Origin of the sequence: Nocardia sp. NPDC057227, from assembly GCF_042669725.1 — a bacterium.
GTDB classification, from domain to species: domain Bacteria; phylum Actinomycetota; class Actinomycetes; order Mycobacteriales; family Mycobacteriaceae; genus Nocardia; species Nocardia asteroides_A.
On the sequence record NZ_JBHUXA010000043.1, the window covers coordinates 1 to 23964 of the forward strand.

25 protein-coding genes are annotated in these 23964 nt (G+C 70.8%); 10 read left to right on the plus strand and 15 right to left on the minus strand.

The genetic code is table 11. The features are described 5' to 3' along the window. Positions 1 to 114: 114 nt before the first annotated feature. The 7 genes from ACFUJ1_RS33650 to ACFUJ1_RS33680 form a co-directional block, all read right to left on the minus strand. Complete coding sequence (locus ACFUJ1_RS33650; RefSeq protein WP_378651354.1) at positions 115 to 759, minus strand: hypothetical protein; 645 nt, start codon at positions 757 to 759, stop codon at positions 115 to 117. Beyond that, entirely contained in the window at positions 756 to 962 is a 207-nt protein-coding gene (locus ACFUJ1_RS33655) for a hypothetical protein (protein ID WP_378651355.1), read from the minus strand. The genes ACFUJ1_RS33650 and ACFUJ1_RS33655 overlap by 4 nt, the downstream gene beginning before the upstream one ends. 36 nt (positions 963 to 998) lie before the next feature. After that, positions 999 to 1700 (minus strand): type 1 glutamine amidotransferase, encoded by a 702-nt coding sequence (locus ACFUJ1_RS33660; protein WP_378651356.1) that lies wholly within the window; start codon positions 1698 to 1700, stop codon positions 999 to 1001. Continuing rightward, on the minus strand, positions 1697 to 2932 hold the full coding sequence (locus ACFUJ1_RS33665) for a MurT ligase domain-containing protein (RefSeq protein WP_378651357.1): 1236 nt from the start codon (positions 2930 to 2932) through the stop codon (positions 1697 to 1699). The genes ACFUJ1_RS33660 and ACFUJ1_RS33665 overlap by 4 nt, the downstream gene beginning before the upstream one ends. 57 nt (positions 2933 to 2989) lie before the next feature. Next, on the minus strand, positions 2990 to 3622 hold the full coding sequence (locus tag ACFUJ1_RS33670; protein WP_378651358.1) for a pyridoxamine 5'-phosphate oxidase family protein: 633 nt from the start codon (positions 3620 to 3622) through the stop codon (positions 2990 to 2992). A gap of 19 nt (positions 3623 to 3641) precedes the next feature. Then, entirely contained in the window at positions 3642 to 5402 is a 1761-nt protein-coding gene (locus ACFUJ1_RS33675) for an FAD-dependent oxidoreductase (protein WP_378651359.1), read from the minus strand. 406 nt (positions 5403 to 5808) lie between these two features. Continuing rightward, positions 5809 to 6738: an EamA family transporter gene (locus ACFUJ1_RS33680; protein WP_378651360.1), complete on the minus strand. Its 930-nt coding sequence runs from the start codon at positions 6736 to 6738 to the stop codon at positions 5809 to 5811. 90 nt (positions 6739 to 6828) lie between these two features. On the opposite strand from ACFUJ1_RS33680, the gene ACFUJ1_RS33685 reads away from it, so the two are divergent. Both ACFUJ1_RS33685 and ACFUJ1_RS33690 read left to right on the plus strand, forming a co-directional pair. Beyond that, entirely contained in the window at positions 6829 to 7773 is a 945-nt protein-coding gene (locus ACFUJ1_RS33685) for a LysR family transcriptional regulator (RefSeq protein ID WP_378651378.1), read from the plus strand. Then, positions 7770 to 8444 carry a dienelactone hydrolase family protein gene (locus ACFUJ1_RS33690; protein WP_378651361.1) on the plus strand — a complete coding sequence of 225 codons (675 nt, stop codon included), beginning with the start codon at positions 7770 to 7772 and terminating at the stop codon, positions 8442 to 8444. The genes ACFUJ1_RS33685 and ACFUJ1_RS33690 overlap by 4 nt, the downstream gene beginning before the upstream one ends. On the opposite strand, the gene ACFUJ1_RS33695 is transcribed toward ACFUJ1_RS33690, so the two are convergent. From ACFUJ1_RS33695 to leuA, 4 genes are all read right to left on the minus strand, one after another. Then, positions 8441 to 8818: a hypothetical protein gene (locus ACFUJ1_RS33695; protein WP_378651362.1), complete on the minus strand. Its 378-nt coding sequence runs from the start codon at positions 8816 to 8818 to the stop codon at positions 8441 to 8443. The genes ACFUJ1_RS33690 and ACFUJ1_RS33695 overlap by 4 nt on opposite strands. A 27-nt stretch (positions 8819 to 8845) precedes the next feature. After that, complete coding sequence (locus ACFUJ1_RS33700) at positions 8846 to 9424, minus strand: DUF3558 family protein (protein WP_378651363.1); 579 nt, start codon at positions 9422 to 9424, stop codon at positions 8846 to 8848. Then, positions 9387 to 11042, minus strand: a complete 1656-nt coding sequence (locus tag ACFUJ1_RS33705; protein ID WP_378651364.1) for an AAA family ATPase — start codon at positions 11040 to 11042, stop codon at positions 9387 to 9389. Before ACFUJ1_RS33705 ends, ACFUJ1_RS33700 begins: the two co-directional genes overlap by 38 nt. 192 nt (positions 11043 to 11234) lie before the next feature. Next, positions 11235 to 13028, minus strand: a complete 1794-nt coding sequence (leuA, locus tag ACFUJ1_RS33710; RefSeq protein WP_378651365.1) for a 2-isopropylmalate synthase — start codon at positions 13026 to 13028, stop codon at positions 11235 to 11237. A 228-nt stretch (positions 13029 to 13256) separates the two neighbouring features. On the opposite strand from leuA, the gene ACFUJ1_RS33715 reads away from it, so the two are divergent. The 3 genes from ACFUJ1_RS33715 to ACFUJ1_RS33725 all read left to right on the plus strand — a co-directional run bounded on the left by ACFUJ1_RS33715 (position 13257) and on the right by ACFUJ1_RS33725 (position 16626). Continuing rightward, positions 13257 to 14024, plus strand: coding sequence for a sulfite exporter TauE/SafE family protein (locus tag ACFUJ1_RS33715; protein WP_378651366.1), 768 nt, complete (start codon positions 13257 to 13259; stop codon positions 14022 to 14024). Positions 14025 to 14137: 113 nt separating this feature from the next. Further along, positions 14138 to 15754: a GMC oxidoreductase gene (locus tag ACFUJ1_RS33720; RefSeq protein ID WP_378651367.1), complete on the plus strand. Its 1617-nt coding sequence runs from the start codon at positions 14138 to 14140 to the stop codon at positions 15752 to 15754. A 44-nt stretch (positions 15755 to 15798) separates the two neighbouring features. Then, a complete protein-coding gene (locus ACFUJ1_RS33725) occupies positions 15799 to 16626 on the plus strand; it encodes an ion transporter (protein ID WP_378651368.1) in 828 nt (275 codons plus the stop codon). 3 nt (positions 16627 to 16629) lie between these two features. On the opposite strand, the gene ACFUJ1_RS33730 is transcribed toward ACFUJ1_RS33725, so the two are convergent. From ACFUJ1_RS33730 to ACFUJ1_RS33740, 3 genes are all read right to left on the minus strand, one after another. Then, a complete protein-coding gene (locus tag ACFUJ1_RS33730; protein WP_378651369.1) occupies positions 16630 to 17841 on the minus strand; it encodes a low temperature requirement protein A in 1212 nt (403 codons plus the stop codon). Between the two features lie 26 nt (positions 17842 to 17867). Next, complete coding sequence (locus ACFUJ1_RS33735; protein ID WP_378651370.1) at positions 17868 to 18320, minus strand: SRPBCC family protein; 453 nt, start codon at positions 18318 to 18320, stop codon at positions 17868 to 17870. Positions 18321 to 18488: 168 nt separating this feature from the next. Beyond that, on the minus strand, positions 18489 to 19073 hold the full coding sequence (locus ACFUJ1_RS33740; protein ID WP_378651371.1) for a TetR/AcrR family transcriptional regulator: 585 nt from the start codon (positions 19071 to 19073) through the stop codon (positions 18489 to 18491). Between the two features lie 70 nt (positions 19074 to 19143). Between ACFUJ1_RS33740 and ACFUJ1_RS33745 the strand changes: the two genes are divergently transcribed. After that, positions 19144 to 19707: a dihydrofolate reductase family protein gene (locus tag ACFUJ1_RS33745; RefSeq protein WP_378651372.1), complete on the plus strand. Its 564-nt coding sequence runs from the start codon at positions 19144 to 19146 to the stop codon at positions 19705 to 19707. Between the two features lie 24 nt (positions 19708 to 19731). Further along, positions 19732 to 20307 (plus strand): dihydrofolate reductase family protein, encoded by a 576-nt coding sequence (locus ACFUJ1_RS33750; RefSeq protein ID WP_378651373.1) that lies wholly within the window; start codon positions 19732 to 19734, stop codon positions 20305 to 20307. On the opposite strand, the gene ACFUJ1_RS33755 is transcribed toward ACFUJ1_RS33750, so the two are convergent. Next, the gene (locus tag ACFUJ1_RS33755; protein ID WP_378651374.1) at positions 20304 to 20711 is read right to left on the minus strand and encodes a YjbQ family protein; all 408 of its coding nucleotides are present in this window, start codon (positions 20709 to 20711) and stop codon (positions 20304 to 20306) included. The two genes, ACFUJ1_RS33750 and ACFUJ1_RS33755, sit on opposite strands and share 4 nt — an antisense overlap. Before the next feature lie 174 nt (positions 20712 to 20885). Between ACFUJ1_RS33755 and ACFUJ1_RS33760 the strand changes: the two genes are divergently transcribed. The 3 genes from ACFUJ1_RS33760 to ACFUJ1_RS33770 form a co-directional block, all read left to right on the plus strand. After that, positions 20886 to 22151 (plus strand): aspartate kinase, encoded by a 1266-nt coding sequence (locus ACFUJ1_RS33760; protein WP_378651375.1) that lies wholly within the window; start codon positions 20886 to 20888, stop codon positions 22149 to 22151. A 3-nt stretch (positions 22152 to 22154) separates the two neighbouring features. After that, positions 22155 to 23189 carry an aspartate-semialdehyde dehydrogenase gene (locus ACFUJ1_RS33765; protein ID WP_378651376.1) on the plus strand — a complete coding sequence of 345 codons (1035 nt, stop codon included), beginning with the start codon at positions 22155 to 22157 and terminating at the stop codon, positions 23187 to 23189. Between the two features lie 44 nt (positions 23190 to 23233). Beyond that, positions 23234 to 23964 (plus strand): aminotransferase class IV (locus ACFUJ1_RS33770; RefSeq protein ID WP_378651377.1); only part of this gene is annotated, 731 nt, incomplete at its 3' end.

A 23964-nucleotide genomic window follows, 5' to 3' on the forward strand; every position in this document is an offset into this window, starting at 1 on the left:
CTCGAGACTCGCGCCTTCGGCGCATGCGCTTCGAGCGCTGACCAGCGGGACGGGCGGCGAACGGGGCTCGTAAGACTCGCCCCTTCGGGGGGCTTGTCAGGGGCGGGTGGTTGCTTACAGCTCGACCGGGGTCCAGGTGACCCGGTCGAGGCGGGTGCGGTCGCCGCGGGCCCAGTCCCAGATGAGGGCGGCGACGGTGGGGGCGTCGGGGATGGTGGTGCCGAAGTGGCGGTCGGGGGCGCCGTCGCGGTACTCGAGGGTGTATTCGCCGGATTCTTCGCGGTAGGTCTGAATGTAGTTGTCCGGCCCGCGGTCGACCACGAGGTAGGGGTTGGGTGCGGCCAAGCCGGCGACCCAGTCGTCGGCCAGCCGCTCGGTGAGGTACGGGAATTCGCCCGCGCCGCCGTGGCTCACGGCCAGCGGGAGGTGCCCGGCCGGGTCGATGAGCCAGGCGAGCTGCGGGTCGAAGAGCGCGTAGCCGCGGGGCGTGGCCAGCTCGAAGAGCAGGGCGCGGCCGAAGCCGATGGCGTCGTACGGCATCGCCACCGGCAGCGTGTCGCCCGTCGCGTGCCCGCCGATCGGCGACACGCTGAGGAACGAGTCGTCCTCGGGCAGCTCCCCGTTGCGCCGGTTCAGCTCGGCGGCGATCTCGGCGACGGCGGCCGACTCGGGCTTGCCCTCCTGGGCGTCCAGGTACTCCTCAGCCGCAGGCACCGTCGACGCGACACCGGAGGGCAGCAGGACCAGGTCGTAGCTCACCCGGCGAGCCTACCGAGGCCGCGCTCCGCGCACGTGCAGCCACCCGCGAGGTCGGTGCACTCCACCACGAAGAGGTGCCGCACCACCTCGAGCTCGACGCAGCCGCCCTCGGTGCACTCGGCGATCCGCCCGGCGTGCCCGATCAGCGTCCCGTGGCAGTGATCCGTTCCGGCCGCGCAGGCCGGGCATGCGTTCGCTCCCATGCACTCCGGTCTACCACCGGGCACCGACAGCGCCGCTCAGGCGCGCAGCCGCTCCCGGCGCAGCTGCTCCACCTCGGGCAGCGGCAGCGCCGGCAGCTCGTCGACGCCGAGCGCACGGCAGAGCAGCAGGTCGGCCAGCTCCGGATTGCGGGCCAGCGCGGGGCCGTGCATGTAGGTGCCGATCACCGAGCCCTGCACCACCCCCTCCAGCCCGTCCCCGACGCCGTTGCCGACGCCGCGGGTCACCCGGGCCAGCCCGGCCGCATCACCGCCGAGTTTCGTTCCGCCCCTGTGATTCTCGAAGCCGGTGAGCGGCGCGGTGAGCCCGGCGATGCTCGGCGCGGTGGTGACCTCGCCGATGGCCCGCTTCTCCTGCGGCGAGGTGGTGACGTCGATCATCCCGACGCCGTCGACCCGCTCGCCGGTTGAGGTCTCGTACCACTGCCCGAGCACCTGGATGGCGGCGCAGATGGCCAGCACCGGGGTGCCCTTCGCCGCGGCCTCCTGCAGCCCCGGGTAGCGCTGCAGATGCCGGGTGGCGAGCCGCTGCGCGGAGTCCTCGGCGCCGCCGAGGGTGTAGATGTCCAGCGAGTTCGGCACCGGGTCGGCGAGCGTGATCTCCACGATCTCGGCGTCGTGGCCGCGCATCCGCAGCCGCTGCCGCAGCACCAGCGCGTTGCCGCCGTCGCCGTAGGTCCCCATCACATCGGGCAGAACCAGCCCGATCCGCACCGTCACGAGTGGTCCTCCAGATCGCGGTTGAGATCGCGGAACGCGGTGTAGTTCGCCAGCACCTCGACCTTGCCCGCCGGGCAGGAGGCGATGGCCCGCGCCGGGTCGGCCACCGTGGTGTGCTCGACGCCCGCGTAGGTGAGCCGCACCGCGAGATCGGTGGCGCGCTCGCCCGCCGCCACCACCTGCACCCCCTCGAAGTGCTCGAACCGCACATCCCAGAGCCAGGAGAGATCCTCGCCGTCCGGCACCTGCCCGTTCACCGCGATCACCAGCCCGGCCGAGTCCGGGTCGATCATGGAGAGCGCCTCCTGCCAGCCTGCCGGGTTCTTGGCCAGCAGCAGCCGGGCGGCGTGCTCGCCGACCTGGACGGTCCGGTAGCGCCCGGCGATCTCGCGCACGGTGCCCGCCGCCGCTGCCGCCTGCGCCGCGTCGGCCCCGAGCGCGACCGCCGCCGCCACGGCCTGCGCGGCATTGCCGCGGTTGGCCCGGCCGGGAAGCGCGAGGGTGAGCGGCAGCCGCAGCTCGTCCGGGCCGCGCAGCTCGGTGCCGTCCAGCCACCACTGCGGGTCGGGGCGCTCGAAGTCGGCGCCGGTGCTGCGCCAGTGCGCGCCCTCCCAGACGATCGGCTCGCCGCTGCGCGGACAGCTGGTGGCGTCCATCGCCCAGCCGCTGCCCGCCGCCACCCAGACCACGTTCGGGTGGTCGTAGGCGATCGAGGTGATCAGCACGTCGTCGCAGTTGGCGACGACGACGGTGTCCGGGTGCCGCGCCAGCCCCGCGCGCAGCCTGCGCTCGATCATGTTGATCTCGCCGACCCGGTCCAGCTGGTCGCGGCTCAGGTTGAGCAGCACCACCGCCTCCGGGTTCAGCGCGTCGGTGACGTGCGGCAGGTGCAGCTCGTCCACCTCGATCGCGGCCAGCGGAGCGCCGCGCTGCGTGCTCAGCGCGGCCACGATGCCCGCGTCCATGTTCGCGCCGTCGGCCTGGGTGGCGACGGTGCCGAGCGTGCTCAGCGCCGCGGTGGTCATCCTGGTGGTGGTCGACTTGCCGTTGGTGCCGGTGATCAGCACGGTCCGCTTGCCGCGGCCGAGCTGTTCCATGAGCGAGCCATCGATCTTCAGGGCGATCAGCCCGCCGATCATCGACCCCTTGCCGCGTCCCGCCCGCTGCGAGGCCGACGACGCGAGCGCCGCCGCCCGCAGGGCGAGCCGCCCGCGCACCGAAATATCTGCCATCCCGGTGAGTCTAGGGGGCCCGCCGGAGGTGCTCGCGCCGAGTGAGCGCGGCCACCCTCAGCCCTGGTACAGCTTCTGCCCGTAGACCTCGGGGGAGTAGTAGTGCTCCAGCTCCTCGACCGTCTCGGTGACTCCGCTCTGCACCTCCTTCACCAGCCTGGCAGCGCTGGGCAGGGTGTCGTCCGGCCACTGCTCCGGCTGCCACAGGTGGCTGCGCAGGAACGCCTTGGCGCAGTGGAAGAAGATCTGCTCGATCGCCACCTCGACCGCGAGGATGGGCCGGTGGCCGCGCACCACCATGTCGTCGAAGTAGGGCGCGTCCCTGACCAGCCGGGCCGAGCCGTTGATCCGCAGCGTCTCGTTCCGCCCCGGGATCAGGAAGATCAGCCCGACGTGCGGGTTGACCAGGATGTTCCGGTATCCGTCTGCCCGCCGGTTGCCCGGCCGCTCCGGCACCGCGATGGTGTGCGCGTCGAGCACCCGCACGAAGCCGGCCGGGTCGCCCTTCGGCGAGGCGTCGCAGTTGCCCGCCGCGTCGCTGGTGCTCAGCACAACGAACGGGCTGAGCCCGATCCACTCCCGGTCGCGCGCGTGCAGCGCGGGGCGATCCTTGTTCGCCGCACGGGGATTCACCTCGCCGAGCAGCTCCCGCAGCTCGGCCTCGTCCGTGATCTGCGCGGTATCACCCATGCCTCGATTCAAGCACCGGTCAGGGGGCGGCGTCGAACATATTCGGCAGCCCTGAAGCATATCGATCGGCGTCCAGCTGCCGCATGGGCTCCAGCTCCGGCGAGCGCCAGAGGGTGAAGAGGGGGCAGCGCGCGGCATCCGACCCGGCCACGTCGAGCAGCGCGTTCACCGCGCGCCGCGCCGACTCGTTGGCGCCCTCCATGGTCGCCAGGTCGATGTCGGTGCGCACGTAGTCGCCGGCGAGGAAGAGGTTCTCCAGCGGCCCGTGCGGCTCGGGGCGGGCGTCCCAGGAGCCCGCGGTGTTGATCAGCAGCGGGTCGGCATTGGTGTTGCGGCCGCGCTCGGCGTTCCAGGTGATGCCGGGGTCGAGGAACCAGGAGTGCAGGTCGGCGTCGCGCAGCACCTCGCCGCCGTCGTTCAGGTGCGTGCGCAGCTGCGCCCAGACCTCGCGGGCGATCTCCTCCGGGCTGCACTGCTCGGCCGGCTTGCCGTAGAGGATGCCGGGGGTGTGCCAGTCCGAGATGTCGACCGAGAGGCAGTCGCCGACCGTCCCGTCGCCGTACTCCGGCAGCTTGCGCCGCCACACCTGGTTCTGGTTGATCGAGGTCAGCGCCCACGGCGCGTCCACGAAGGCGGCGTGGCCGCGCGCGACGTCGACCGGGGTGCGCAGGTAGTACTGGATGCCGTTCATCCAGTCCACGACCAGCCGGTCCATCGCCCGCAGCTGTGGCCAGACCTCGAGCACATCGGCGGTCCAGAGCGTGCGGGCCTGCTCGGCGGGGAGCGCGACCACCACGTAGTCGGCCTCGATCGTGCGCGCGCCGTCCGGGGTGTCGATCCTGGCCGCGGCGATCCTGCGGTCCCGCACCTCGAGCGAGCGCACCTCGCTGCCCAGCTCCAGCCGGACCCCGAGCGAGCGCAGGTGCGCCAGCCACGGATCGATCCAGGTCGCGTTGGTCGGGCCGTTCAGCGCCCGGTCCAGCGGGCCGTCGGCGGCCACCTCCAGCGGGTTGCCGAGGAACTGCTCGCCCATGGTGCCGATGGTGCGCACGCTGGCCACGCCCTCCTTCGCCGCGACCAGCAGGCTGGTGAGCGCGCGGGAGAGCAGCGCGCGGAACTCGTGCGAGCGGGCGTGGCCGTTCACGTAGTCGAACCAGGAGGCGTACTCCCACTGGCCGAGCCTGCGCGCGTCGCAGCTGGTGTTGAAGACGAGCAGCCGGTTGGCGAAGAACAGCGCCTCGTCGTTCGTCATCCTGGTGGCCGCGGTGATCGCGCCGCTGACCGTCTCGCGGAAGGTGTCCGGGGTCAGCTTCACCGGCGCCCGCGCGCCGAGCGGCACCCGGATGTCGGCGCCGTCCGCGCGGGCCAGCCGCATCTCGGTCATGCCGACCAGGTTGTCTCGCACGCCGCCCGCGTTGCCGGGGAACGGGATGCGCCGCATGGTGTCCGGAACGTGCCGGTAGAAGCCGGGAAAGAAGCGGAAGCCGTGCTCACCGGGGAGCTCGGGCCTGCCGTCCCGCGCGCTGCCAGGCACCGGCACGCTGCGTGCCTTGCCGCCCCACGCCCGCTTTTCGTGGACGGTGACCTCGAAGCCGCGCTCGGCGAGCTCGTGCGCCGCGGTGAGCCCGGCGACCCCGCCGCCGAGCACCGCGACCCGTCTGCCCGGACTCGCGAAGGCCGGAACCGGCCGTGCCGTACTCGCGATGGCCCCCGCCACCCCCGCCGTTACCGTGCCCCTCAGGAGGGTCCTGCGCGACACGGTCGACCGCTGCTCTGTCATACGTGTTCTGCTGCCTCAAAATTTCGGGCCTGCCACGATCGGCGGCCCTGCTCGTGTTCGAACCTGCGCACGGCGGGCCGCCCACCGCGCGCGCCGTGCCCCGGCCGCCGCCCCGGCGGACTCGGGCGCCTGCGACAGTACCGGGGTGCGCAGTGGCCCGTGCGGCGACGGGGTCGATTGCCGGTACTTCGCTTGAACGGGGAGTGTTTCAGATTCCCGTGGTCAGGGAGTTGGCCGGTCATTCGCCGAATTCGGCGTAAGGGGGGTTGCGTGGCGGCGGTCACCCGAGCTCGGTCCAGGTGTCGCACCGGCTTGCCGTGACTTCGGCGCTCGGGCCGCGGCCGCGTCCAGCGGTTGTGTGGCGGCGGTCAGGCCGCGCCCGCGCCGACCGGCTGTAGGGCGGCGGTCAGGCCGCGCCAACGCCGACCGGTTGCGCGGTGGGGGCGGGCAGGGGGACCGGCTTTCGGCTCGCGGTCGCCGCACCGGCGCCCGCGATCACGACCAGCGCGCCGAGCACGGCGAGCCCGCTCGGCCGTTCCCCGAACGCCACCCACGCCACGCTCATCCCGACCACCGGCACCAGCAGCGAGTAGGGCGCCACCGCGCTCGCCGGGTAGCGGCTCATCAGGTAGGTCCACAGCCCCGACCCCGCCAGCGTGCCGAGCACGACGATATAGGCGAGCCCGGCCAGCGCGAGCGGCCCGGCACCGCTGAAACTCGTCGCCAGCGCATGCCATCCGGCGCCCGGCCCCTCGACCGCCGCCGAGAGCGCGAGCATCGGCAGCGGCGGAATCACCGCCATCCACATGGTCAGGTGCAGCGGATTCACCCCGGGCGATTCCGTGGTCGCCAGCCGGGTGCCGATATTGCCGAAGGCCCACCCGAGCCCGGCCGCCAGCGTGAGCAGCACCGGCAGCAGCCCCGCGTACGGCAGCTGATCCCAGCCGATGAGCGCCATCCCGCCCAGCGCCGCCGCGATGCCCGCCCCCTGGAGCGGTCGCAGCCGCTCCCTGGCGACCAGTGCGCCGAGCAGCACCGTGAACGGCGCCGACGACTGCAGGACCAGAGCAGCCAACCCCGTCGGCATCCCGATCCGCATGGCGGTGAAGAGGAACGCGAACTGCGCGATCCCGAACCCGCCGCCGTAGAGCAGCAGCCAGCGCCCCCGCACCCGTGGGCGCGGCACGAACAGCAGCACCGGCACCGCGATCACCGCGAAGCGGAGTGCGACGAAGAAGAAGGGCGGGAAGTGGTCGAGGCCGACCCGGATGGCCAGGAAGTTCAGCCCCCAGAGCACGACGACGGTCAATCCGAGCAGGCGGTCACGAGCGGTCACGTTTCCCATGCTGGGCGCCCGCATTGTTCAGGACAATCGAATTGTTCCGAACCATATCGGTAGCATTGCTTCATGGTTGATGGTGGGCCGATGGCCCCGGAACGGCTCCGGGTGCTGCGCGAACTCGCCGACCGCGGCACCATCGCGGCCGTCGCCGCCGCGCTGCACAGCACGCCGTCGGCGGTCTCGCAGCAACTCAAGGTGCTGGCCAGGGAGGCCGGGGTCCCGCTGCTCGAACCCGACGGCCGCCGGGTCCGGCTCACCGACGCGGGCCTGGCCCTCGTGCCGCGCGCCGACGAGGTGCTGGCCGCGCTCGACCGCGCCGCCGCCGAGATGGCCCGCTACCGCGGCACCGCCCGCGGTAGGGTCCGGGTCGCGCTCTTCCCGTCCGGCGCCGCGCTGCTGTTGCCGAAGGTGCTCGCCGCGCTCGCCGACAGCGCCGTCGACCTGATCGCCAGCGACGAGGACCTGCCGCCCACCGAGGTGCCGCGGCTGCTCGCCGACTACGACGTCGTCCTCACGCACCGCGACGAGCGCGCCCCCTCGGTCGCCGGCCCCCGGGTGCGCGCCATCCCGCTCATGCGCGAACCCACCGACGTGGTGGTCGCCCCCGGCCACCGGCTCGCCCACCGCACCGCCGTCGACCCCGCCGAACTCGCCGACGAGACCTGGGTGAGCGTGCGCGGCGGCTTCCCGGTCGACGACGTCCTCCGCTCGATCGCCACCGTCACCGGGGTCCAACCCCGGATCGCGCAACGGCTCAACGACTTCCGCGTCATCGAGAGCCTCGTCGCCGCCGGCTACGCCATCGCCCTCATGCCCCGCTGGGCGGTGGCCCACCCCGACCTGGTGCCGCTCCGCCTCAGCGGCGTCCGCGCCGCCCGCCGCTACGAACTCGCCCTCCGCCCGCACACCGAACACACCCCCGCCATCGCCGCCGTCCGCTCCGCCTTCGCCGCCGCCGCCCGCGACGTCGCCGGCCCCGACCCGCTACAGTCCGAACCGGATCGCCCCGACCCGATGGAGCCCCCATGACCGACCTCGACGGCGGCTACCTCGCCACCCCCACCGGCGCAGGCCCCTTCCCCGGCGTCGTCGTCCTGCACGACGCCTTCGGCGTCACCAGCGAGCTCCGCCGCGTCACCGACCACATCGCCGCCAACGGCTACCTCGCCATCGGCCCCCGCCTCTACCGCCGCGGGCTCTGCGTCCAGCAGGTCTTCCGCGGCCTGCTCCGCGACACCGGCCCGGTCTTCGACCAGATCCAGCGCGCCCGCGACACCCTCACCGCCCGCCCCGACTGCACCGGCCGGGTCGGCGTCATCGGCTTCTGCATGGGTGGGCGCTTCGCCATCGTCACCGGCGGAAGCGGCATGTTCGACGCCGCCTCCGTGAACTACGGCATGCTCTTCCCCGGCAAACCGGTCGACCACCTGCTCACCGACCCGTGCCCGGTGGTCGCCAGCTACGGGGACCGCGATCCCTACATCCCCACCGCCGATACCGAGCGGTACCGGGACTCACTGGACGCCGCGGGCGTCCGCAGCGACTTCAAGATCTACCCCGGAGCCAGCCACTCCTTCTTCCAGGACTACTCCGGCGTTCCCGGCCTCTATATGAAAGTCATGGGCACCACCCACGACCCCGACGTCTCCACCGACGCCTGGTCCCGCATCTTCACCCTCTTCAGCGAGAACCTGAACTAGGTGCTCCGCCCGATGTCCGCGGTACTGCTCTGCTCGGTAGCGGTGTAGGCCGCGCCCGCTTTGCGGAACATGTCGGCCATGGTTTCTACTACCTTGATGTGCTCGGTGATCGCATCGGCATAGGATCCGCTACCCGGTCCACCGATCGCGAGCCGCTCGAATTTCTCGCCCAGCAGGGTGGCGGAAGGAAGCGCGCCGAACGAGTCGACGTGCATGACGTTGCGGGCCATTTGGTAAAAATTCCGGAGCTGGGCGGCGTATTCGTCGCACTGCCGGGCGCAATCGTCGGCGACGCCGGGCCGCAGCCCGAGGTTTCCGCTTCCTGCTTCACCGGATAGGGCAGCGAAGCTCTGTTGCATCGAGCGCATTTCCATGGATACCTCCTGGCATCGATCACGAAATCAGCGCGGCAGGTACGAGTCCAAAGCGGTTGCCGACCGCTTCGCGACGGCGCACAGAGCATCCGGTGCCGTTCGTCCGGGGTCACGCACAATGTAGACCTCGATCGTTCCGCTCGCCGACGCATAAAGCACGCTGCAATTGTCAGGAGGGCTCTGTGAGCCCTCCTGATAGGTATACGCATTGCGGCCAGGTATGTCGGCGGGGGCGAAGTCGTGGAAACGGCTGTTGGATCGGAACTCGTCCACCGTGCGAGTGGTGGCGAAAACGCGAAGCGCGTATCCGTCGGCCGCCCACATGCACCCCGCCCAGCCTGTCCGCGGAGCGCCGAACGGATTCGTGTTCTTCCGTGCTGGGTCGGCTTGCGCTGCGGCGATAGCGCTGTCCGGCAAAGTGCACGAATCGAACAGTGCCTCGGGTGCAACCGACGAAGGCGTAGCCGAGCCCTCGGTCCCCGACTCACACCCAGCGATCAACGGCACAATTGCCAGCGCGCAGAAGAGCGCGAAACGTCCCCGCATAGTTTCCCCCTCTGTGACGACTCTAGCCCGGCCCCTGCCGATACTGCTGCGCCGCAACATAACCGAAGTCGTCCGCCACCATCGCGGCCAACTCGAGCAGGGCACGCCGAGTCGGCTTGGAGACCAGCTCCAGGTCGATTTCGGCCCCTTCGGCGAGATGGTCGTCGAAGGGGACGACCTGGACGGCGCGAGTGCGGTCGAGGAAGAGGCGGCGGAGCTGGTCGAGGTCGACGGTGGAGGCGCCGCGGCGGGAGGCGTTGACGACGACGACCGTGCGCTCGACGAGTTTGCTGTGCCCGTGGTGATCCAGCCAGTCGAGGGTGGCGGAGGCGCTGCGGGCACCGTCGATGGCGGGGGAGGTGACGAGGACGAGGGAGCTGGCCATGTCGAGGACGCCCGCCATGGCGGAGTGCATGAGGCCGGTGCCGCAGTCGGTGAGGATGATGTTGTAGAAGGACTGCAGGATGCCGATGGCCTTGCGGTAGTCGGCTTCGCTGAACGCCTCGGAGACGGCCGGGTCCTGTTCGCTGGCGAGCACTTCGAGCCGGCTCGGGGCCTGCGAGGTATGCGCCCTGACGTCCGAGTAGCGGGTGATGTGCTGGTCTTCGAGCAGGTTGCGGACGGTGGAGCGGGTCTGCCGCGGTACCCGGTGCGCGAGCGTGCCGAGGTCGGGGTTGGCGTCGATGGCGATCACGCGGTCGCCGCGCATGGAGGCGAAGGTGGAGCCGAGGCCGACGGTGGTCGTGGTCTTGCCGACGCCGCCCTTGAGCGAGAGGATCGCGATCCGGTAGTCGCCGCGGACCGGCTGGTTCACCCGGTCGAAGAGTTCGCGGTAGACCAGGTCGGCGGAGGACTCGCCGGGATTGATCATGCCGCCGGAGGCCTTGTGCACGGCCCGGCGCCAGCCGCTGCGCGGCGCCCGGCGGGCCCGCTTGAGCAGGTTGAGATCGTTCACCGAGTGGCCGGGCTGCCCGGGGGCCAGCATGTGCTGCGGCTGGAACGGTTGCGGGTTGCCCTGCCAGCCGGGGCCGGGGCCCTGCTGCGGCGGGAGGACGGGAGGCAAGCCGTAACCCTGCGGGCCCTGCGGGCCGGGGCCGCCGAGCATGCCTGGCGGCGGGCCGGGCTGCGGCGGCAGCTGCTGCTGCTGGTAGGGAGGCTGCTGCGGGGGCGGCGGCGGAGCCCAGCTGTAGATCGGCCCGCTCGACGGGTCCGACCCGCCGGGACCCGGTGCGGCGCCGGGATTCTCGGGCTGGATGGGGTGCGCACCGCTGTGCTGCGGCTGGGCGAACTGCCCGGAGCTGTACGGACCGCCGGACTGCGGCGGTGCGAAACCGTCGGAACCTTCGGGAAAACCGCTGGGCGAGAAGCCACCCTGACGTTCGCCACCGAACCCGGACGGCTGTGCCGGGAACCCACCCGGCTGGTCAGCGCTGAATCCGCCGGACGAATCCGGACCGAACCCCGAACGCTCCGCGCCGAACCCACCGGAGGTTTCCGGACCGAACCCCGGCCGCTCCCCGCCGAACCCCGACCCCTCGCCCGACGCCTCCGATTCCGGCGCACCCGCTGAATCATCCTGCGCCCGACGCGCTCCGGCGTCCGAATCGGCATCGCCCGAATCGGCGGGCGCACTCTGCAGCCAGGGTGGCGAAGTCGGGTTGTGGTCGTTCGTGGTCACAGTTCCCCCATCTGCTCGGTTTCTCGAGCAGAGAGCTCGGCCTGATTGCGAATCCACGCTAGCACGGGGGTGGTGGCCCCGCGCCCCGGTGTCGAGCCATCCCCAGCCCTGGCGACACGTCGATGAACAGCAGGTGACGACGCGAAACGGGTGCGGCCCCGGCGACCGGAACCGCACCCGTTTCCCCAGGACTCAGTGTGCGCGGTTCACCGCGGAGACGACGGCCCGCAGCGAGGCGGTGGTGATCGAGGTGGCGATCCCGACGCCCCACAGCACCTTGTCGCCGACGGCGACCTCGACGTAGGCGGCGGCCTGCGCGTCGTCACCGGCGGACATGGCGTGCTCGGAGTAGTCCAGCACCTCCACGTCGTAGCCGATCCCGGCCAGTGCGTCGACGAAGGCGGCCAGCGGGCCGTTGCCGGTGCCGCTGATCTCCTGCTCGACCCCGTCCACCTTGACCACCGCGGAGATGGCGTCGGTGCCGCCGTCGGTCTCGGACGCGGTCACCTTCTGCCTGATCCGCTCCAGCGGCTGGATCGGGCTCAGGTACTCCTCGTGGAAGACGTCCCACATCTCCTTCGGGGTGACCTCGCCGCCCTCGCCGTCGGTGATCTTCTGGATCGCCTGGGAGAACTCGATCTGCAGCCGCCGGGGCAGCTTCAGCCCGTGGTCGGTCTTCATGATGTAGGCGACGCCGCCCTTGCCGGACTGCGAGTTCACCCGGATGACGGCCTCGTAGGTGCGGCCGACGTCCTTGGGGTCGATCGGCAGGTACGGCACCTCCCAGGTCAGGTCGTCGACGTCGGTGTCGGCGGCGTCCGCGACCGCCTTCATGGCGTCCAGCCCCTTGTTGATGGCGTCCTGGTGGCTGCCGGAGAACGCCGTGTAGACCAGGTCGCCGCCGTAGGGGTGCCGCTCGTGCACCGGCAGCTGGTTGCAGTACTCGACGGTGCGCCGGATCTCGTCGATATCGGAGAAGTTGACCTGCGGGTCGATGCCGCGGGAGAACATGTTCATCCCCAGCGTCACCAGGCAGACGTTGCCGGTGCGCTCGCCGTTGCCGAACAGGCAGCCCTCGATCCGGTCCGCCCCGGCCTGGTAGCCCAGCTCGGCGGCGGCCACCGCGGTGCCGCGGTCGTTGTGCGGGTGCAGCGAGAGCACGATCGAATCGCGGCGGGCCAGGTTGCGGCTCATCCACTCGATGGAGTCGGCGTACACGTTCGGCGTCGCCATCTCGACGGTGGCTGGCAGGTTGATGATCAGCGGCTTCGCCTGCGTCGGCGCGATGATCGCGGAGACGGCGTCGCAGACGTCGAGCGCGTACTCCAGCTCGGTGCCGGTGTAGGACTCCGGGCTGTACTCGTAGCGCCAGGCGGTGTCCGGGTAGCGCTGCTCGATCTCCAGGCACAGCGCGGCGGCGTCGGTGGCGATCTTCTTGACGGCCTCGCGGTCGGCGCGGAAGACCACCCGGCGCTGCAGGATCGAGGTCGAGTTGTAGAAGTGCACGATCACGTTGCCCGCGCCCGCGCAGGCCTCGAAGGTGCGCTCGATCAGCTCGGGGCGGCACTGGGTCAGCACCTGGATGGTGACGTCGTCCGGGATGGCGCCGTCGGCGATGATCTCGCGGACGAAGTCGAAGTCGGTCTGGCTGGCGGCCGGGAAGCCGACCTCGATCTCCTTGTAGCCCATCCGGACCAGCAGGTCGAACATGCGGCGCTTGCGGGCGGGGCTCATCGGGTCGATCAGGGCCTGGTTGCCGTCGCGCAGGTCGACAGCGCACCAGCCGGGGGCGACGTCGATGACGCGGTCCGGCCAGGTGCGGTCCGGCAGCGTGATCGGCTGGACCTCTTCGGCGTACGGCCGGTACCGGAAGGACGGCATGGCGGAGTTCTGCTGCCGGTTCCAGCCGGGCTGGTCGGCGGGGGCCGGCTTGGCGGGCGCGGTGATGGTGCGCGTGCCGGATACGAATGCATCAGCGGGGGACATGGAATTTTCTCCGTGGGTGTGGTGGATCCCTGTCAAGGGGCGACCGACGCGGCAGAACCCCGCGGCGGGAGCCGGTCCGTTCAGACCCCGCCGCGGCGACCGAGAAGAAGAGCCCGCTGCATGATGTCCGCGAGTTTACCGCGTCGGGGTGGAGCAGCCAAAGGAGGTCCCGTCTCCGGGTCGTCCCGGCTCGAGGCTAGCGTTCGAGCCGGAGGGAAGGAACGCCGCATGACACCGCTGGAAATGCTCGCCGTGCTGGTCGCGGGGATGGCCGCCGGGACCATCAACACGGTGGTCGGCTCCGGCACCCTGATCACCTTCCCGGTGCTGCTCGCCTTCGGGCTGCCGCCGGTGACGGCGAACGTCTCGAACACCATCGGGCTGGTGCCCGGCTCGATCAGCGGGGTCATCGGCTACCGCAGGGAGCTGGTGGGGCAGGGCGCGCGGCTGGCCCGGCTCGGGGTCGCCTCGCTGGTCGGCGGGCTGGTCGGGGCAGTGCTGCTGCTGCAGCTGCCGGAGGGCGCGTTCACCGCGATCGTGCCGGTGCTGATCATTCTGGCGGTGATCCTGGTGGTGGTGCAGCCGCGGCTCTCCCGCTGGGTGGCGCGCAGGCGCGAGTGCGGCGACAGCGCGGCGCCGGAGCACGGCGGGCCGGTGCTGTTCGCGGCGGTCGGCGCCACCGGCGTCTACGGCGGGTACTTCGGCGCGGCCCAGGGCGTGCTGCTCATGGGGCTGCTCGGGGTCTTCGTGCACGACGACCTGCAGCGGCTGAACGCGGTGAAGAACGTGCTCGCGCTGATCGTGAACGCGGTCGCCGCGGTGTTCTTCCTCGTGGTCGCCGAGGTGTCGTGGGAGGCGGTGGCGCTGATCGCGGTCGGCTCGATCGTTGGCGGGCAGATCGGGGCGAAGGTGGGGCGGCGGTTGCCGCCCGCGGTGCTGCGCGGGGTGATCGTCGTGGTCGGGCTGGTCGCGGTCGCCCGGTTGCTGCTCGGCTGATCCGCCGAACTCGCCAATCGCTTCGCCTCGATCACGGGTTGCCCCAGCGGGCTGGTCGCCCTTGCCCGCGGCCGGTAACCTTCGCTGCGCCCGAGGACGCAGGAGGTGGCCGGGTGGACAGACGCGCCTTTCTGAAGGCGACCGGGGCGGTGGCGCTCGGCGCGGCCGCGGGCGGCGCGCTCGCGCACGCCCCGGCGACCGCGAACCCGATCTGGGACGGCCTGTTCCAGGAGTGGGTGCCGGAGATCTTCGCCCCGCTGCCCGACGCCCCCGACCACTCCGAGGCGCTGGTCATCGGCTCCGGGTTCGGCGCCGCCGTCACCGCGCTGCGGCTGGCCCGGGCTGGTGTCGCCACCACCGTGCTGGAGCGCGGCTCGCGCTGGCCGAACGATCCGAAGCGGGAGATCTTCACCGGCGACGACCTGCCGGACGGCCGCGGCTTCTGGCACCGCACCACCTTCACCGGGGTCACCAAGGTGCCGATGCAGTTCGCCTCCTTCGGCGGCGTGCTGGACTGCACCGAGTACCCGGGCATCGATGTCTGGCGGGCGGCCGCGGTCGGCGGCGGCTCGGTGATCTTCACCGGCGCCATGATCGCGCCGGAGCGCCGCTTCTTCGACGAGGTCTTCCGCGGCGCCGTCGAGTACGGCGAACTGGACCGGGTTTACTTCCCCCGGGTGCGTCGGATGCTGCGGCTCAGCCCCATGCCCGCCGACATCTACGGCTCCTCCCCGTTCACGCACTCCCGCGCCTGGGACGACCAGGTGCGCAAGGCCGGCTACCAGCCGCAGCCCAACGACTCCATCTTCAACTGGGACGTGCTCCGCGCCGAGCTGAACGGCAGCTCCAAGCCATCGGCAACGGTGGCGCGGAGCAACCTCGGCAACTCCAACGGCGCCAAGTTCGACCTGAACCAGAACTACCTGAGGGACGCCGAGGCCACCGGCAACTGCGGGATCTTCCCCGGCCACCGGGTGGATTCGATCGGGCGGGACGGCAGCCGCTACACCGTCGAGCTGACCAAGCTCGACCCGAGCGGCGCTGTGCTCGGCACCCGCACCGTCACCGCGGACAAGCTCTTCCTCGGCGCCGGCTCGATCGGCAGCACCGAGCTGCTGGTCCGCGCCCAGGCCACCGGCGCGCTGCCGAACCTGAACGAGCACGTCGGCGACGGCTGGGGCACCAACGGCGACGTGGTGCTCGCCCGCGGCGCGAGCTCGCTGGCCGGGCTCGGCCAGGGCGTGCCGAGCGCGAGCCGCATCCTGGACGAGAGCGCGGTGCCGCTCACCCTGGAGAGCTGGTACATCCCCGGCATCCCCTTCGAGACCGGCGCGCTGGCCTCGCTCGGCATGGTGCTCGACCCGGCGCGCACCCGGCTCGGCTACGACGGCGCGACCGGCAAGGTCGGGCTCACCTGGTCGCAGCGGAACCGGGACGACGTGGTCGCCGCGGCCCGCGCGGTGGACCGGAAGATCGCCGAGCGGGCGGGCGCCATGGTCGAGTACAGCGCGCTCGGCTACGACGCCAACGCCCTGTTCACCGCGCACCCGCTCGGTGGCGCGGTGCTCGGGAAGGCGACCGACGGCTACGGCCGGGTGCTCGGCCACCCCGGGCTGTACGTGCTGGACGGCGCGATGATCCCGGGCAGCACCGGAACGGTGAACCCGTCGCTGACCATCAGCGCGCTGGCCGAACGCAATATCGAGGAGATCATCCGCGCCGGACGCTGAGGCGCGGATTACTCTCGGCGACAACGTTGTCGAAGGGAAATGACGTGTCCGCTGGCATTCCCGATCCGGTTCCGCAGGAACCGGAGGACTATCCGCGCAAGCCGCCCGCGCTCTGGACCGATTTCGCCATGCTGGTGCTGGCGATCGTCTCGGTGGTGCTCGTCGTCTGGATCACCTTCTTCTCGGTGACCCCGGAGACGCACCGGGTGATCGTGATCCTGGACGTGAGCATCTGCGCGATCTTCGCCGTCGAGTTCGGATGGCGCTGGCGCCGCGCGGGCTGGCCGTGGACCTTCCCCTTCGTCTACTGGTACGAAGTGCTCGGCATGATCCCGGTGACCAGCCCGTTCTTCCGCGCCTTCCGGCTGCTGCGGATCGTGGTGGTGCTGGTCCGGCTGGCCAGGGTGGCCGACCGCGCCTTCGGCGACCGGGTCACCGCGGCGGTGCTGAACCGTTTCGTGCGCACCATCGTCGAGGTGATCAAGAAGCCGATCACGATGGCGGTGCTGGACGAGGTGGCCTGCGCGCTGCGCACCGGGCACTACACCCGCAATATCGCGGCCGCGCTGGAGGAGAACCGCTCCGAGCTGGACGAGATGATCGTCGACCTGATCAAGAACGACCCGCAGACCCGCCGGGTGCGCTACCTCCCTTTCCACGACGACATCATCCGGCTGATCGCCGACACCACCTTCCGGCTCACCTTCCAGGTGCTGGCCGACCCGCGCACCGACGAGCTGGTGGCCGACATGATCCGGGAGAACGTGGACCAGATCCGCCGGGCGCTCGCCGACGGCGTGAAGGTGGAGCCGTCGGCCTACGGGCCGACCGCCGCCGAGTACTCGGTGCGGCACAAGACCTCGCACCTGTAGCGGTCAGGCCGGGGAGCCGTGCCGCAGCTGCTCGCGCGGGTCGGCGAAGCGCACCGTCTCGTACCCGATCAGCGCGAGCAGCACCGCGCAGAGCAGGCCGAGCGAGACCAGCGCGGGCAGCGCGGTGGCGACCGGGGTGAGCGCGAGGAGCAGCACCACCGCGACCGCGCGCTGGGTGCCGAACTCCCCGGTGGCGTAGTGCTTCGCGCCGATCAGCCCGACCAGGAAGAGCACCACGCCGCCGTAGAGGCAGTAGAGCGGGGCGCCGTAGAGCGCGTCGTGCAGCGTGTGGTGCGAGGCGTCGCCGACGTAGTACAGCACCTTCTTCAGCCCGAGCGAGAGCGCGATGATGCCGACGATCATCGGGAAGTGCCAGAAGGTGTACGAGTTCCGCGCGATCTGGATCTGCCGCTCACCGGTGGCGTGCTTCAGCTCGTGCTCGACCGCGATCGCCGCCACGTCGAAGTAGGCCCACCAGAGCAGCCCGGAGATGGCGAGCCCGAGCAGCGCGGCAAGCGCGATCGGCCAGGAGATGGGCAGCGCCCGCACCCCGATCCCGATCGAGACGATGGATTCGCCAAGCGCGACGATGATGATCAGGCCGTAGCGCTCGGCGAAGTGGCCGGCCGAGTTGATCCGCCAGCCGTTGCCGGCGACCAGCGTCCACAGGTAGTCGCCCGCGATGGCGGCGAACCAGAGCGCGATCTGCACCGTGCCGTGCGTGGTCGCGGCGATCAGCAGCAGCGTGGTGCCGATGGTGATCGAACCGAGCGCCCAGCGCACCACCTGGGTGCGCAGCTGCGAGTCGTCGGCGCTGCACAGCCAGAACATGACCAGGTGCACCAGCCGCACCACCAGGTAGGCGATGGCGAAGACCAGCGGCCCGTACCAGCCGCCGGGCAGGTCGTTGAAGGCCTCCGGGATGGTGAGCGCCGCGATGAAGGCGCCGCCCATGGCGACGAACATGGCCACCCGCATGATGCCCTCGTCGGCCCTGACCACATTGCCGAGCCAGGAGTAGGCGATCCACACCCACCACATGAGCGCGAGCACGAGCAGCGCGCGGACCAGGTTCTTCGCGCTGGGGTCGTCGGCGGCGAGGTCGGTCACCACCGTGAAGGCGAAGACGAGCACGAGATCGAAGAAGAGTTCGAGCTGGGTGACCGAGGATCCCTCGCTCATCGGCTGCAGCCGCAGCCGCTTGGCACCTGTCATGCCGGACATCGTCGCACCGACGGCGCTCAGACGGCGGTCTCTACCTCCGGAAATCGCTCCGCGAACTCCGCGAACCGCTCCACCACCTCCTCCTGCGCCCGCTTGTTCTGGCGGTGTACGAGGAAGCCGGGCAGGGGGAACGGGAGCTGCTGCTCGACGTGCTGCCAGACCTCGGTGCCGTCGGGACCAGGTGTCACCTCGTACCAGCCGCGGCCGCGGACGCCGCGGGTGCTGTCCGCGACCTCCCAGGAGCAGCGGTCCGGCGTCCAGCTGTACTCCAGCACCTGGATGTCGGAGCCGCCGGGCAGGTCGGCGGTGACGAAGACCCGGGCCGGCCGGTCGCGCTGGTCCCTGGTCGCCACCCGGACGTCGCTGTAGGTCGACGACCACTCGGGTAGCAGCTCGACCGCGGCCAGCGCGGCCATCACCCGCTCGGGATCGGCGTCCACGACTATTCGGACATCAGTCTTGGTTCTCATGCCATTCCTCCGCCCGCGGGGGTACCTCTGAGCCCGATTGTCACCAAACTGTGACACCGCGTCAATACCGGGGCGAAGTCGCACTATTGCGATCTCGGGGCAGCTCAGGGTCGGTTTTCCGGCATGGGAAGGGGCTTGCGGTCGCCGAATCGACTGCCTGGCAAGCGTTCAGCTTCCGGGCGGGACCACCAGGAGCCGCTCGACGGCGGCCGCGACGAGGGTGCGGCCCTGCTCCTCGGTGAAGACGTCGGGGAGCGTGAGCCGGTCCACGATCAGCCAGTTCAGCGCCAGATAGAGCAGGAGAACGGTGGTCTCGTCACCGGGCATGCCCGCTTCCAGGTGGGTGCGCACGTTGTAGTCGATATCCGCGCGCACCCGCTCGGTGAGCAGCCTCCGCAACTCCGGCCTGCGGGTGGCCTCCAGCCGGAGTTCGAGCAGGGCAAGGTAGCCGCTCCGGAATGCCTCGATCCGGTCGACGATGGTCTGCATGAGCCGGGTGACGGTCGCCCGGTCCTTGGGGTCCTCGATGAGCGGACGGAGCACATCGGGGCCCGGCGTCAGCCGCTCGTAGAACCGGCTGCCCGCCTGGGTGAGCAGGTCGTCGCGGTCGCCGAAGTAGTTGGAGGCGGTGCCTGCCGGTACCGCGGCCCTGCGGTCGACCGCGCGGAAGGTGAGCCCGCGCGCGCCGTCGTCGGCGAGCACCTCGAGCGCCGCGTCGAGCAGTGCGCCCCTGCGCTCCGGATTGGTCCGCATATTGACACCACTCCATCTGTAGTACTACGGTCAAACCACTTCAATCAGAGTACTACGAACGGTGGTTCCCGTGCGCAAGCTGGTGTACTACGTGGCCGTCACGCTGGACGGCTATATCGCCGGGCCGGGCGGCGAGTTCGACTTCTTCCCGGTCAGCGCCGAGCAGGGCGCCGCGCTCAATGCCGACTACCCGGAGTTCGTGCCCTCCGCCTTCCGCGGCCGGGCCGGGATCGCCGACGAGCAGCCGAATGCCCGCTTCGACACGGTCCTGATGGGCCGCCGCACCTATGCGGTCGGCGGTGGCAGCCCGTACGCACACCTCACCCAGTACGTGTTCTCGACGACGCTCGGCGCCGACCCCGACCCGGCGGTCCGAGTGGTCGGCGCCGACCCCGCCGCCTTCGTCCGGGAGCGGAAGGCCGAAGCCGGTGGCGACCTCTGGCTGTGCGGCGGCGGCGCGCTCGCCGCGGCGCTGCTCCCCGAGATCGACGAACTGATCCTCAAGACCTACCCGGTGGTCGCGGGCACCGGCGTGCCGATGATCGCGGGCGGCTTCCGGCCGGGACAGTTCCTGGCGGAGCGGCGCCGCGAATTCGACAACGGCGCGTTGGTCGGCTGGTTCACCCGGGCCTGAGCCCGCAACAGTAAGGAGTACCCCATGCCCGAACTCGTCTACTTCGTCGGCGTCTCGCTGGACGGCTACATCGCGGGCCCGGACGGCGAGATCGACTTCCTCCCGCTCGGCCCCGACTTCGTCGAGTGGCTCGGCACCGACTACCCGGAGACGCTGCCCGCGCACGTCCACCCGCATTTCGGGATCGCGCCCGGCACGCCGAACCGGCACTTCGGCAGCGTCGTCATGGGCCGGGCCACCTACCAGCCCGGCCTGGACGCAGGCTTCCCGAGCCCGTACCCGCACCTGACCCAGTACGTCGTCTCGACCACGCTGACGGCGGCCCCCGCACCGGACGTCCGCGTGGTCACCGACCCGAAAGCACTGGTCCGGGAGCTGAAGGCGAACGAAGAGCGCGACATCTGGCTGGCGGGCGGCGGCAGGCTGGCCGCCGCGCTGCTGGACGAGATCGACGCCCTGGTGATCAAGCGCTACCCGGTGCTGGCCGGTGCGGGCATCCCGGTCTTCGCGGGGGAATTCCGTCCGACGCAGTGGGCGCCGGTACACCGGCGGTCCTTCGAGAACGGCACCCAGGTGAGCACCTTCCGCCGCGCGGGCTAACCGCGCAGGAAGGAGAGCCGCACCTGCCGCTCCGGGTTGTCCACGTTGAGGTCGACGAAGGCGATGGACTGCCAGGTGCCGAGCTGCAGCGCGCCGCCGATGACAGGGACGGTGGCGTACGGCGGGATCAGCGCGGGCATGACGTGCGAGCGGCCGTGCCCGCGGCTGCCGTGCGCGTGCCGCCAGCGGTCGTCGGCGGGCAGCAGGTCGCGCAGCGCGGCGAGCAGGTCGTCGTCGCTGCCCGCGCCGAGTTCGATGATCGCGATCCCGGCCGTCGCGTGCGGCACGAAGACGTGCAGCAGGCCGTCGCCGCCCTGCTCGCGGGCGAAATCCGCGCACCGCGGCGTGAGGTCGATGACCGCTTCCCCGCGGCCGGTGGTCACGTCGAGGATGATGCTCTCCATGCGTGCGACGCTCCTTCCCGGGTGCGCGATACCCCGCCGGACATTCGCTATTCGAAATGCTCCACAGCTGTGTGGTTTTGCACAGGACTCGGAGGTAGCAGCCGGAACGGCGGGGTCCGGCCGGTACCCTTGGAGCCTGTTACCTGCACGTTGCCGACCATGGAGGACCCTGCTGTGGCTCTCGTAGTTCAGAAGTACGGAGGATCCTCGGTGGCCACCGCCGAGCGTATCCGGCGCGTCGCTGAACGGATCGTCGAGACCAAGAAGCAGGGTCACGACGTCGTGGTGGTCTGCTCCGCCATGGGTGACACGACCGACGAACTCCTGGAGCTGGCGCAGGAGGTCTCGCCGTCGCCGCCGGTGCGCGAGATGGACATGCTGCTCACCGCGGGCGAGCGCATCTCGAACGCGCTCGTCGCCATGGCCATCCACTCGCTCGGCGCCGAGGCCAGGTCGTTCACCGGCTCGCAGGCCGGGGTGATCACCACCGGCGCGCACGGCAAGGCCAAGATCATCGACGTCACGCCGGGCCGGCTCAGGGAGGCGCTGGACGAGGGCACGATCGTGCTCGTCGCCGGCTTCCAGGGCGTCAGCCAGGACAGCAGGGACGTCACCACGCTCGGCCGCGGCGGGTCCGACACCACCGCCGTCGCGCTGGCCGCGGCGCTGGAGGCCGACGTCTGCGAGATCTACACCGACGTGGACGGCGTCTTCACCGCCGATCCGCGCATCGTCGCCGACGCGCAGAAGCTGGACCAGGTCTCCTACGAGGAGATGCTGGAGATGGCGGCCTGCGGGTCGAAGGTGCTGATGCTGCGCTGCGTCGAGTACGCGCGCCGCTACAACGTGCCCGTGCACGTCCGCTCGTCCTACACCGACAAGCAGGGCACCTACGTCTACGGATCGATGGAGGACATCCCCTTGGAGCAAGCAATCCTCACGGGCGTCGCGCACGACCGCAGCGAGGCCAAGGTGACCGTTGTCGGGCTACCGGACGAGCCGGGGTACGCCGCGAAGGTGTTCCGCGCGGTCGCCGACGCCGAGATCAATATCGACATGGTGCTGCAGAACATCTCCAAGATCGAGACCGGCAAGACCGACATCACCTTCACGCTGCCCAAGGACGACGGCTCGCGCGCGGTCGAGTTCCTGACCAAGCGGCAGGGCGAGATCGGCTTCTCCCAGGTGCTGTACGACGACCACATCGGCAAGGTGTCGCTGGTCGGGGCCGGTATGAAGAGCCACCCCGGCGTCACCGCGACCTTCTGCGAGGCGCTCGCCGAGGCCGGTGTGAACATCGACCTCATCTCCACCTCGGAGATCCGGATCTCGGTGCTGGTCAAGGATTCCGAGCTGGACCACGCGGTGCGGGTGCTGCACCGCGCCTTCGATCTCGGCGGCGACGAGGTCGCCGTCGTGCACGCCGGAACGGGGCGATAACCAATGGGTATTCGGGTAGGAGTCGTCGGTGCGACCGGTCAGGTCGGCGCCGTCATGCGGAAGTTGCTCGAGGAGCGGGATTTCCCGGCCGACGAGGTACGGTTCTTCGCCTCCGCCCGCTCGGCGGGGAAGACACTGCCCTGGCGCGGCGGCGAGATCGTGGTGGAGGACACCGAGGCCGCCGATCCGAGCGGGCTGGACATCGCGCTGTTCTCGGCCGGGGCCACCATGTCCCGGGTGCAGGCGCCGCGGTTCGCGGCGGCCGGCGTCACGGTGATCGACAACTCCTCGGCCTGGCGCAAGGATCCCGAGGTGCCGCTTGTCGTCTCCGAGGTGAACCCGGAGCAGACCCGCAACCTGGTCAAGGGCATCATCGCCAACCCGAACTGCACCACCATGGCGGCCATGCCCGTGCTCAAGCCGCTGCACGACGCGGCCGGGCTGCAGCGCCTCATCGTCTCCAGCTACCAGGCCGTCTCCGGCTCCGGGCTGGCCGGGGTGGAGGAGCTGGCCGGGCAGGTGCGCGCGGTGATCGACGATATCGAGCAGCTGGTGCACGACGGCAGCGCCGTCCGGTTCCCGGCGCCGAACAAGTACGTCGCGCCGATCGCCTTCGACGTCATCCCGCTGGCCGGCTCCCTGGTGGACGACGGCAGCGACGAGACCGACGAGGACCAGAAGCTGCGCAACGAGAGCCGCAAGATCCTCGGGCTGCCGGAGCTGCTGGTCAGCGGCACCTGCGTGCGCGTCCCGGTCTTCACCGGGCACTCGCTGTCGATCAATGCCGAGTTCGCCGAGCCGCTCTCGCCGGAGCGCGCCAGGGAGATCCTCGGCAAGGCCGCCGGGGTGAAGCTGGTCGACGTGCCGACGCCGCTGCAGGCCGCGGGGGCCGACGAGTCGCTGGTCGGCCGGATCCGCCGCGATCCCGGCGTCCCGGACGGCCGCGGCCTCGCGCTCTTCGTCTCCGGTGACAACCTGCGCAAGGGCGCCGCGCTGAACACCATCCAGATCGCCGAAGTGCTGCTGCGGGAGCGCTGAAAACGAGGTCGCCCGGCGCGGGCGGCGGCTGCTAGCCTGCGCCGATGGCGACTCCCCATCCCCAGGTCTTCTTCGGTGACCGGCTCGTCCCCGCCGCGGCGGCGACCGTCGGCGTCGCCTCGTCGGCGGTGCTGTACGGCCTGAGCGTCTATACCGTCTTCCCCGTGCACCGGACAGCCGGCACGCGCACCGCATTCCGGCTCGCGGATCATTTCCGCAGGCTGGAGGAGTCCTGCAAGATCATCGGGATCGACCGGTTCGCGCAGGAATGGGATTACGCGCGCTTCGAGGCCACCGTGCGCGAGCTGATCGCGGCGAACGAACCGCGGGACGAGGTGTTCGTCCGGGCGTCGGTGCACGTGGTGGAGTCGCTGCCCGGCACAAGGGTGCGCGGCACGGAAATCGCGGTGAGCATGTTCGGCTACGACGCGGTGCCGATCGTCCCGCAGGACGGCATGCGGCTGAAAGCCAGCCCGTGGCGGCGCATTCCGGACAATGCCATCCCGTCGCGGGCGAAGGTCAACGGCGCCTACGTGAACTCCGTGCTGGCCAAGCAGGACGCGATCGACTCCGGCTACGACGACTGCGTCTTCCTCGACGGCAACGGCCACGTCTGCGAACTCAGCGCCGCCAATATCTTCCTGGTGCGCGGCGGCACGCTCATCACCCCCGACGTCAGCTGGGTGAAATGTCAATACAGGGTATCGTCCGGGTGTGACCCTCCGCGCCGTCATCTACGCCCGCGTCTCCAAGCCCGGCGAGAAATCCGTCAACG